The sequence below is a fragment of the Micromonospora sp. AMSO12t genome (assembly GCF_008806585.1).
GTDB classification, from domain to species: Bacteria; Actinomycetota; Actinomycetes; order Mycobacteriales; family Micromonosporaceae; genus Micromonospora; species Micromonospora reichwaldensis.
In genome coordinates this window covers 1-9,348 of sequence record NZ_WAAS01000249.1, presented here as the reverse complement: position 1 = coordinate 9,348, position 9,348 = coordinate 1, and the positions used below count along the sequence as shown (strand labels likewise).

The window sequence follows — 9,348 nt, the reverse complement described above, 5'->3', positions numbered from 1 at the left end:
CCGCGCAACAGCCCGGCCCCCCTCCGGCCCGCACGGGTCGGACATCCGGCCGGCAGGGCCGATCTGATCTTTCCTCCGGCTTGATCGTCGGAGATCCTCTCCAGGTTTCGCTGGAGATCCCCTTGAGTTCGTATGAGCGCCGACGGTGCTTGCATCCGCGTGAAGCCGATCCCCCTCGGTGTGGGTGCCAACCCCCGAATGGAGCGTTTCTGATGAACACGATCATTCGTAAGAGCGTTCTTGGTGTTGCTGGTCTCGCGTTCGCTGGTGGTGTGTTCGCCGGCCCGATGACCGACACCGCCCACACCAGTGCCCCGTCCGTGGACGCCACGGCGGTGGCGGTGGCCGTGCAGGCCGACAAGCCGTCGGTCGACAAGGCCAAGCTGATCCCGCACGGCGTGCAGGGCGCCCAGTCGCACGTTGACCTGTCGGACGAGCAGGTCGCGAACGTGAAGGCGATCATCGCGGCGACGAAGAAGGCCGGCATGGACGAGCGGGCCGCCGTGGTCTCCATCGCCACCGCACTGCAGGAGTCGAAGCTGGAGAACCTGGGTCACCTCGGTGACCGCAACGACCACGACTCGCAGGGCCTGTTCCAGCAGCGTCCGTCCAGCGGGTGGGGCACGATCGAGCAGATCACCGACCCCGAGTACTCGACCATGGCGTTCCTGAAGGGTCTGAAGCAGGTCGACGGGTGGCAGGACATGCCGCTGACGAAGGCCGCGCAGACGGTGCAGGTGTCGGCATACCCCGACCACTACGCCCAGTGGGAGCAGCAGGCCGCCGACCTGGTGGCCGAGCACTGGAACAGCTGACAGCAGTAGCCGAATCGCCGCTGGCCGGCACCCCACCTCGGGGTGCCGGCCAGCGGCGTCTGCGGCGGGTGGACCCCTTCAGCGGGGGGCCGTGGCGTGGACCCTGACGATCACGGCGGTGGCGTTGTCGTCGCCGCCGGCTTCCAGAGTGCCGTGGAGCAGGTCCCGCACTGCCTCCTCCGGTCGCGGTGCCGCCAGGAGTTCCCGCATCAGGTGATAGTCGACCTGGTCGCTGACGCCGTCGGTGCAGAGCAGCCAGACGTCGCCGGGGCGCAGCGACACCGCGAGCAGGTCCGCCTCCGGCTCGTCACGTGGAAGTTCCAAAAATCCCGCGTGACCCACGTCACCCCAGGTCGCGCCTCGTTGGGCAGGGCATGGACGTCTTCTCCCGAACGTTCCTCCCGGCCGCCTCCGAGGCCGGGCTGGCGGTGCAGACCGTCACCCGGCACATGCCGGTCTTCCGACGCTGCGTCGGTTCCGGCGACGCCACCATCCTCGTCACCCGGTGCGCCCGGCCGGACCGCCCGATGGCCGGCGAGTATCTGCTCCTGCTGACCCACCGACGGCTGGTCGTCACCCAGCAGACCCGCGTGCTGCACCGGCTGCGCCTGCACCTCAACACGGAACTGCGGGAGCTCAGCAACGTCACCTGGAGCCCCGACCCGCGCCTGCAGTCGGTCGAGATGGCCGCCACCGCGATCGACGGGATCCGCGAGCGGTTCCTCATCCGCACCCGCCACCCGAAGCAGGTGTGGCAGCTCGACGCGCTGCTCAACCACGCCTTCCGGACCCGGCTGCGGACGCCCCGGGAGCGGCTCGTCGCCACCATCGGCGAGGTGCCGCCGGTCGCGCGGCCCGTCGCCTTCCGGCCCGCCGTGGTGCGCTGACCGTCTTCTTACCGAATCCGAACATCCGCTGACCCGCGCGGCGGTACCGGGTCGGCAATCATGGGCCGGTGACCGTCGACGCCGCGCCTCGCGGGCTCGTCCTCGTGGTGGAGGACGAGCCGGCCATCGCCGACCTGGTCCGGCTCTACCTGACCCGGGACGGCTTCGGCGTACACCTGGAACGGGACGGGGCGGCCGGGCTGGCCGCCGCCCGCCGCCTGCGCCCGGTGGCCTGCGTCCTCGACATCGCGCTGCCCGCGCTGACCGGCACCGAGGTCTGCCGCCGCCTGCGCGAGGCCGGCGACTGGACGCCGGTCATCTTCCTCACCGCCCGCGACGACGAGGTGGACCGCGTCGTCGGGCTGGAACTGGGGGCGGACGACTACGTCACCAAGCCGTTCAGCCCCCGTGAACTGGTCGCCCGGGTGCGGGCGGTGCTGCGACGCACCGCCGGGACGCCCGAGGGCACGGGCCTGCCCCGGGTCGTCGGCGCGGTGGCCCTCGACCCGACCCGCCGCACGGTGACCGCCGCGGGCACCCCGGTCCAGCTCACCTCCACCGAGTTCGACCTGCTGGCGCACCTGATGGCCCGGCCGGGCCGGGTCTTCACCAGGGAGGAGCTGCTCGCCGGGGTCTGGGGCTACGCGGCGCATGCCGGCACCCGGACCGTCGACGTGCACGTCGCACAGGTCCGGGCGAAGCTGGGCGCGGCGGGCGTGATCCGCACCCACCGGGGCGTCGGGTACTCCGCCGATGGCTGAGCCGACCGACGCGCCGCCGGCGCCGCGGCACCGTCCCGGCCGGACGCTGACCTCCCGCGCGGTGCTGGTCACCTGCGCGGTCGCCCTGGTCTCGGTGCTGGTCACCGCGATCGTCGCGGTGCCCCTGGCGGTACGCGGCGTGGAACGACGCGACCAGGAGGCGCTGGCCGCCCAGGCCCGGCTCGCGGCCGCGGTGCTGCGTCCCAGGCTGGAGACCGGGCGCACCGCCGACGAGGAGCGGATCGTCCGGCAGCTGAACTCCCAGGGCGTCGACGCGTACCTCGTGCGGGGCGGGGTGGCCGAGCGCCCCGGCCTGCCGCCGAGGGTGGTGCGGCGCGTCGCCGAGGGGCGCAACGTGTCGACCCGCCGCCCGCTCGACGGCCGGCGCACGCTGATCGAGGGACGCGCCCTGCCCGGCGGCAACGGGGTGGTGCTGATCCGCTCCCGGCCCACCGCGCCGTGGCGGCAGGTGGTGCCCAGCCTCTGGCTGCCGCTGCTGGCCGGGCTCGCCGCCGGGGTGGCCGCCGGGCTGCTCCTCGCCCGCCGGCTGGCCCGACCGATCCGGCGCGCCGCCGACGCCGCCGCCCGGCTGCGCGCCGGGGACCGGGCGGTACGCGTGCCGGTGGAGCCGCCCGACGAGGTGGCCGACCTGGCGTACGCGCTGAACGGGCTGGCCGCCGCGCTGGCCACGAGCGAGGGCCGGCAGCGGGAGTTCCTGCTCTCCGTCTCGCACGAGCTGCGCACCCCGTTGACCGCGATCCGGGGTTACGCCGAGGCACTGGCCGACGGGGTGATCGGGCCGGCGGACGCGCCCGACGCGGGTCGTACCGTGCTCGCGGAGGCGCAGCGCCTGGACCGGCTGGTCAGCGACCTGCTGGCGTTGGCCCGGCTGGAGGCCGCCGACTTCCCGCTCGAACCGGTGCCGGTGGACCTCGCCCGGCTGGCCGCCGACGCGGGCCGGACCTGGGCCGACCGGTGCGCGAAGGTGGGGGTGCCGTTCCGCGCGGAGGTCCCGGACGCGCCGGTGCCGGTCCACACCGATCCGGGCCGGATCCGGCAGGTGGTGGACGGGCTGCTGGAGAACGCGCTGCGGGTCGTACCGCCGGGGGCGCCGATCGTGCTCGCGGTCCGGGCAGCCGGCGCGGACCCGCTGGCGGGCGGCGTGGTCGAGGTCCGCGACGGCGGACCGGGCCTCACCGACGACGACCTGGCGGTCGCCTTCGAGCGCGGCGCCCTGCACCAGCGCTACCGGGGGGTGCGCAAGGTCGGCAGCGGGTTGGGGCTGGCGCTCGCCGCCGGCCTGGTCCGCCGGCTCGGCGGGGACGTCGCGGCCGGGCACGCGCCGGAGGGCGGCGCCGCGTTCACCGTCCGGCTGCCCCCGGATCCTTACCGGATCCGAACATCGCTCTGACCCGCCGCTCGCCGGTGGGCGGGAGGCTGGGATTCCACGGACGAGAGGGAGACCCATGGCACGTTGGGGAATCGCCACCACCACGCTGCTCGCGGCGGTCGCGCTCGGCGTCGGCGGATGCGGTGCCGCCGGACCGGCCGGTCAGCCGGCCCGGGAGACCGCCGTCGAGGTCGCCGCGGCGCTGGGCGCGGAGGGGCAGGCGCTGGCCGCGCTGGGCTTCGACGCCGGCGACCTGGACGTCGAGCCGCTGGCCGCACCCGCCTCGCCGGAGGCGTCGCCGGGCGCGGCCGGGGAGAAGCGGCGGGAACGCGCCCAGGAGCGCCGCGAGCGCCGGCAGGCCCGGGTGCTGCTGCGGCGGGACGCCCTGCACGGCGAGGCCGTGGTGCGGACGAAGGACGGCGGTACGCGGACCGTCGCCGTGCAGCGGGGCGAGGTGACCGCCGTCGACGGCGACTCGATGACCGTGAAGTCCGCCGACGGCTTCACCATGACCTGGACCTTCGGCGACAAGCTGCGCGTCGTGGAGCGTCGCACGACGATCCGGTCCGCCGACGTGAAGGTCGGCACGACGGTCGGCGTGGCCGGTGCCAAGGAGGGTGACGGCGGGGTCGCCCGCCTGGTCGTCGTGCCGGCCCGGCAGAAGTAGGTGTGCATGTGGCCCGTCGGTGACGGCGGGCCACGCCACGCCGGTCAGCGCGGGCGGTGCCACCCGGGGAGGGCGGCACCGCTCACGCGGGCGACTCAGTAGACGCGGGAGCCGATGAAGTCGTCGTGCCCGTAGCCGACCGGGTTGGCGAAGTTGCGGGACTCGAAGGACCACTGCTGGCGGCTGCTGGTGGAGCAGGCGGCCAGGCGCAGCCGGGGGGTGCCCAGCAGCGGGTTGTCGAACGCCAGGCAGAGGTTGACGTTGCCGGCCGTCCGGATCTGGTTGCCGGCCAGCACGAACTTCTGGTTGGCGCCGCCGTGGCAGTCGTGGATGTTGACCGCCGTGCCGGCGCTCAGCGATCCGCCCGAGACGTCCAGGCAGCGGTCGTGGGAGAGCTCCGAGTGCAGCGACTGGCGGGTCGGGTCGTACCAGAAGCCCTGGTTGCGCCCGCCGTGACAGCCGTACGACTGCTGGGGGGTGCCGTTGCGCGAGTCGTAGCCCTTGCCGTCGACGCAGGTGCCCGTGGCGGAGTTGCGCAGCTGCTTGAACTCGAAGAGCCCGTCGTAGAGCACGCCGTTGCCGGTGCTGGCCGGGTCCACGCAGGTCGCCCGCTGCCGCCCGGAGTTGACGAACTGGGTGACGCACTGGGCGAACATGCCGTGCCCCCGCTTGTTCGGGTGGAACGACTGCCGGGCCGCGTTCTCGTCCCAGACGCCGATCTCGATGAACAGGCCGCGTACGGAGGTGCTGTCGGTGCACACCTCGTGGCCGTGGAAGAGCCGGCTGGCGTCCAGGTAGCGGGTGCCCGTGTTGGTCGCCGCCGCCCGCAGCGCCGACTCGAACATCGGCACCGCCTTGTTCCGGGCGAACGCGGCGTCGGCCAGGTAGAGCAGGCAGCCGCCCGCGTACCAGCCGGGGAAGTTCGGGTTGTCCTCGACGTCCGGGCTGCCCGGGCTCGGGTACGACATCAGCACCAGCTCGTAGTCCGAGCGCAGGTAGCCGGCGCCGGTCATGGTCTGCCGGATGTCGGTGAGCGCGTCCTCGACCGCCCGCCGGCTGCCGTCGGTGCGGACGCTCCACTGGTCGGTGTAGGTGGGGTGGCAGGCACCCTGGAGGAGGACCCGGCGGACGGCGCAGTCGGTGGCGACCGGGCCGAACTGGATCGTGCCGTCGCCGTTGGCGCCGACCACCACCCAGATCAGCTTGATGTGCGTGTTGCGCGCCTTGACGGCCAGGTGGTCGCCCTGGTTCAGCTCGTTGTGCTGGGTGGGCCCGCCCCGGATCAGGTTCCACGGGGTCGCGCCGGAGCAGGCGATGTTGTATTTCTCGTCGGCGGTGAGGCCGGTGCGGAACACCGCCTGGTCGTACGAGCGGTCGCACCAGTTGCCGGGCTCGTGGGTGCCGGGCACGTAGTTGCCCACCCCCTCGCCCGAGATCTCGCTGTCGCCCATGGTGATCAGCGCGGTGCGGCGCTGCTCGATGGGGCGGACGGCGGGCGTGCCGTAGAGCGCGGTGGCCTCGGCGGCGCGGATCGTCTCCAGGTTGGCGGGAAGCGGCTGGACGGCCGGACGGTCGGCCGCGGTGGCGGGGGAGGCCGTTCCGGCGAGCATCGGCAGGACGAGAGCGGCGGCGGCGACGACGGTGAGGGCCCGTCGTCGGGTCGCGCGTTCGCGCCTGGCAGAGGAACCAAGCATCGACGCACTCCTTTCGGCTCGATCGCGGGACGTCGATCGAGTTACCAGAAGGTAGCGTCGGCTTCGAAGTATGTGAATGCGTCTCGTAATCGTTGCGCGCAGAGTGCAGAACCGGGCGATCCGGTCGAATCGCGCGGTGGTCGGCTTCCCGACGGGTCAGCTCCCCGGCGGGAGGGCGTAGCCCACGTAGCCCCGGAACTGCACGCGCCAGCCCGCCGGCACCAGCGCCGTGCACGCCGGCCGGCTGCCCGTGCAGACGATGGCGTCCACCGAGGCCGGGTCGGCCGGCGGGCGCCCGGGCAGCACCGACTGGAGTGCCACCAGCTCCGGCGGGCGGCCGTCCGCGCCGCGCAGCAGCAGCCACCAGGGGTACTCCCAGTTGTCGTTCTGCTGCACCAGGCCGATCCGGCGGGCGTCCGCCGCGCGTACCGCCCCGGCGGCCCAGCGGAACTCCTCCGCCCACTGGGGACGCCGCAGGAACCGGGTGTCCCAGTCGGAGGTGGTGAAGACCGAGCCCGCCCCGACCAGCCGGCGCGGGAAGCCGTACGACACCGCCAGCACCCCGGCCAGCGCGCAGCCGGCCAGCACGCTCACCGCGAGCCCGGCCGCCACCGGCCGCCGTCCACCCGCGCCGCCGCCCCGGCGCCGGAACAGCGCGTCCAGCCAGAGCCCCGCCAGCGGTACGGCCAGCGCCAGCGCGTAGAGCAGCAGGCGGTTCCCCCACGGCTGCCACTTGATCATGGCAGTGTGCAGCAGCACGGCCGCCACCACGACGACCGCGTACGCGCGCAGCGGACCCGCCTGCGCCGGGGCGACCCGACCGGGCCGGGCCAGCGCGTACGCGGCCCCGATCGCCGCCAGCGCCCCGGCCAGCGGGAAGGCCACCCGGTCCTCGTCCGGGTACCACGACGGCACCGGGAACCGTTCCCGCCCGAAGGTGGTGGCCCGGTCCTGCGGGTCCACCCCGATGATCCCGGCAGCGCCGACGATCGCCTCGGCACCCGCCCGACGCAGCGGCGCGAGCGGCGTGTCGAACGCGGTGTGCGCGATCCGCAGCGCGTTGACCAGCAGCGACGGTGGGTCGTGCCGTTCCATCGGAATGGACTCGCGCAGCCGGGGCGGCCCGAGCGGATGCCCGAACTCGGCGGTCACCCGGGCCAGGAACGGCCCGACCACCGCCACCGCCACCAGCAGGATCAGCGCCGACCCGGCGACCGTCCGACGCACCTGCCGCCGCGACCGGACGCCACCGGTCCGGGCCAGCCGGAGCTGGGCCAGCCCCCAGAGCAGCAGCAGCGGCCCGACCGCGACCAGGCCGCTGGTCTTGGTCAGCGCGGTCAGCCCGGTGGCCGCCCCCAGCGCCAGCATCGCCCCGGCCCCGGCGCGCCGGCGCAGCCCGTCCAGCGCCACCGTCGCCGCGCAGGCCACCCAGGCGGCGCAGACCAGGTCCGTCTGGGTGCTGGTCGCCTGGAGCGCCACCATCGGGGTGGTGGCGAGCACGAACGCGGTCAGCAGTTGGGCCCGCCGCCCCCCGCCGAGCTGCGCGGTGATCCGGGTGGCCGCCAGCAGTACGCCGACGCCGGCCGCCCACTGCACCAGGTGGTGCAGCGCGTCCCCGCCGGTGAACAGGCGCAGGTGCAGCAGCAGGTACTCGGCGCCGGGCGGGATGGTCACCTGCCGGTGGATGGCGGTGGGCCAGAAGTCCAGGCCGCCCTGCGCCACCCAGTGCTCCACCTTCGGCAGGTGGTAGGTCTGCGAGTCGAAGTTGTTCGGCTCGGCCAGCAGGGCGATCAGCAACTCGACCAGCAGCAGCCCGCCGACCGTACCGGCGAGCAGCCGTTCACCCCGACCCGCCGTACGCCAGGCGTCAGCCAGCCGGGTCCACCAGCCGGCGTGGCGGGGTGCGACGTGGCGCGTGGCGGCCGGCGGCGGAGGAGGAGGGGGCGGAGCGCCGACGGCCGGGCCGGCCGTCGCGCCGACCAGCGCGGGCTCGGGCGCGGCGACGGCCTCGACGGCGCGGTGCGCGGCGGCGACCACGGCCGTGCCGCGCGCTTCGTCCCGGCGGCGTCGCCAGCCGACGGCGGCGAGCGCGCCGGCGAGGAACGTCAGCCAGGCCACGGCGAACGCCGGCAGGGTGAGCAGCCGCAGCACGCCCAGCAGTTCCACCGTGAGCACCGCGAACGCCCCGGTCACCAGAGCCGCCCGGACCAGCGCGAGGCGCCGCCCCGCCACGGTCCCGGCCGCGACCGGACGGAGCGCGACGGCGAGCAGTCCGATCGCGGCGACCGGCGCCAGGGCGAGCGGGTAGCCGACTGCCGACATGGCGGCAGTAAACACCATGAACCTGAGGTCGCCGCGCCCAATGCCCGCAGTGCTGAACACCGCGTCGTCAACCGCCAGGTTAGGCTAGGGCCGACATATCGTCGCCACCGTGGAGATTCCCGTGAAGCTCTCGATCCTCATGCCGGTCTACAACGAGGAAGAACGCATCGCGGATGCCCTCAAGCAGGCATTGGCGGTCGACTACCCGTGTGAGATCGAGCTGGTCGTGGTCGACGACGGCAGCCGCGACGGCACCGGTGAGGTCCTCGGTCGGGCCGACGACGCGCGCCTGCGGGTCATCACCCACCAGCGTAACGCCGGCAAGGGTGCCGCCATCAAGACGGCGGTCGACAACGCCGAGGGCGACTACATGGTCATTCTCGACGCCGACCTGGAATACGACCCGCTGGACATCCCGAAGCTGCTCGACCCGGTGCTCGACGGGCGGGCCACGGTGGTCTACGGCAACCGCACCTTCGGCAGCCACAGCGCCTACAGCTTCTGGTACGTGATGGGCAACAAGGGCGTCACGATGGCGGCGAACGTCCTGTTCAACTCCTACATCGGCGACCTGGAGACCTGCTTCAAGCTGATGCCGGTCGCGCTCTACCGCTCGCTCGACATCCGCTCGCGCGGCTTCGGCATGGAGGCCGAGGTCACCGGCAAGCTGCTGCGCCAGCGGATCCGCCCCTACGAGGTCCCGATCAGCTACCGCGCGCGGGGCCGCGAAGAGGGCAAGAAGATCACCTGGAAGGACGGCGTCGAGGCGATCTGGATCCTGGGCCGCGAGCGCACCCGCCGCCGCCCCCTCG

The 9,348-nt window shown here is 73.9% G+C and carries 9 protein-coding genes; 6 read left to right on the top strand and 3 right to left on the bottom strand.

What is annotated here, in order from left to right; all coding sequences use genetic code 11:
- Positions 1 to 212: 212 nt before the first annotated feature.
- Positions 213 to 815, top strand: coding sequence for a hypothetical protein (locus F6X68_RS26410; RefSeq protein ID WP_151456810.1), 603 nt, complete (start codon positions 213 to 215; stop codon positions 813 to 815).
- Positions 816 to 893: 78 nt separating this feature from the next.
- Here F6X68_RS26410 and F6X68_RS26405 read toward each other — a convergent pair whose 3' ends face one another.
- A complete protein-coding gene (locus F6X68_RS26405; protein ID WP_225852439.1) occupies positions 894 to 1,139 on the bottom strand; it encodes a PP2C family serine/threonine-protein phosphatase in 246 nt (81 codons plus the stop codon).
- Positions 1,140 to 1,189: 50 nt separating this feature from the next.
- On the opposite strand from F6X68_RS26405, the gene F6X68_RS26400 reads away from it, so the two are divergent.
- The 4 genes from F6X68_RS26400 to F6X68_RS26385 all read left to right on the top strand — a co-directional run bounded on the left by F6X68_RS26400 (position 1,190) and on the right by F6X68_RS26385 (position 4,520).
- Positions 1,190 to 1,702 (top strand): hypothetical protein, encoded by a 513-nt coding sequence (locus F6X68_RS26400; protein ID WP_151456808.1) that lies wholly within the window; start codon positions 1,190 to 1,192, stop codon positions 1,700 to 1,702.
- A gap of 68 nt (positions 1,703 to 1,770) precedes the next feature.
- A complete protein-coding gene (locus tag F6X68_RS26395) occupies positions 1,771 to 2,463 on the top strand; it encodes a response regulator transcription factor (protein ID WP_151456807.1) in 693 nt (230 codons plus the stop codon).
- Positions 2,456 to 3,874, top strand: a complete 1,419-nt coding sequence (locus tag F6X68_RS26390) for a sensor histidine kinase KdpD (protein WP_151456806.1) — start codon at positions 2,456 to 2,458, stop codon at positions 3,872 to 3,874. Before F6X68_RS26395 ends, F6X68_RS26390 begins: the two co-directional genes overlap by 8 nt.
- Positions 3,875 to 3,929: 55 nt before the next feature.
- A complete protein-coding gene (locus tag F6X68_RS26385; protein WP_151456805.1) occupies positions 3,930 to 4,520 on the top strand; it encodes a hypothetical protein in 591 nt (196 codons plus the stop codon).
- Positions 4,521 to 4,615: 95 nt separating this feature from the next.
- On the opposite strand, the gene F6X68_RS26380 is transcribed toward F6X68_RS26385, so the two are convergent.
- Entirely contained in the window at positions 4,616 to 6,214 is a 1,599-nt protein-coding gene (locus tag F6X68_RS26380; protein WP_151456804.1) for a ricin-type beta-trefoil lectin domain protein, read from the bottom strand.
- A gap of 156 nt (positions 6,215 to 6,370) precedes the next feature.
- A complete protein-coding gene (locus F6X68_RS26375) occupies positions 6,371 to 8,536 on the bottom strand; it encodes a hypothetical protein (RefSeq protein ID WP_151456803.1) in 2,166 nt (721 codons plus the stop codon).
- A 121-nt stretch (positions 8,537 to 8,657) separates the two neighbouring features.
- On the opposite strand from F6X68_RS26375, the gene F6X68_RS26370 reads away from it, so the two are divergent.
- Positions 8,658 to 9,348: glycosyltransferase family 2 protein (locus F6X68_RS26370; RefSeq protein ID WP_151456811.1), on the top strand; the 691-nt coding region annotated here is incomplete at its 3' end.

What these genes read in the sequence shown, in the direction of transcription:
- F6X68_RS26410 (WP_151456810.1), top strand. Translation starts at nt 213, where the DNA reads ATGAACACGATCATTCGTAAGAGCGTTCTTGGTGTTGCTGGTCTCGCG.
- F6X68_RS26400 (WP_151456808.1), top strand. Translation starts at nt 1,190, where the DNA reads ATGGACGTCTTCTCCCGAACGTTCCTCCCGGCCGCCTCCGAGGCCGGG.
- F6X68_RS26390 (WP_151456806.1), top strand. Translation starts at nt 2,456, where the DNA reads ATGGCTGAGCCGACCGACGCGCCGCCGGCGCCGCGGCACCGTCCCGGC.
- F6X68_RS26385 (WP_151456805.1), top strand. Translation starts at nt 3,930, where the DNA reads ATGGCACGTTGGGGAATCGCCACCACCACGCTGCTCGCGGCGGTCGCG.
- F6X68_RS26380 (WP_151456804.1), bottom strand. Translation starts at nt 6,214, where the DNA reads ATGCTTGGTTCCTCTGCCAGGCGCGAACGCGCGACCCGACGACGGGCC.
- F6X68_RS26375 (WP_151456803.1), bottom strand. Translation starts at nt 8,536, where the DNA reads ATGTCGGCAGTCGGCTACCCGCTCGCCCTGGCGCCGGTCGCCGCGATC.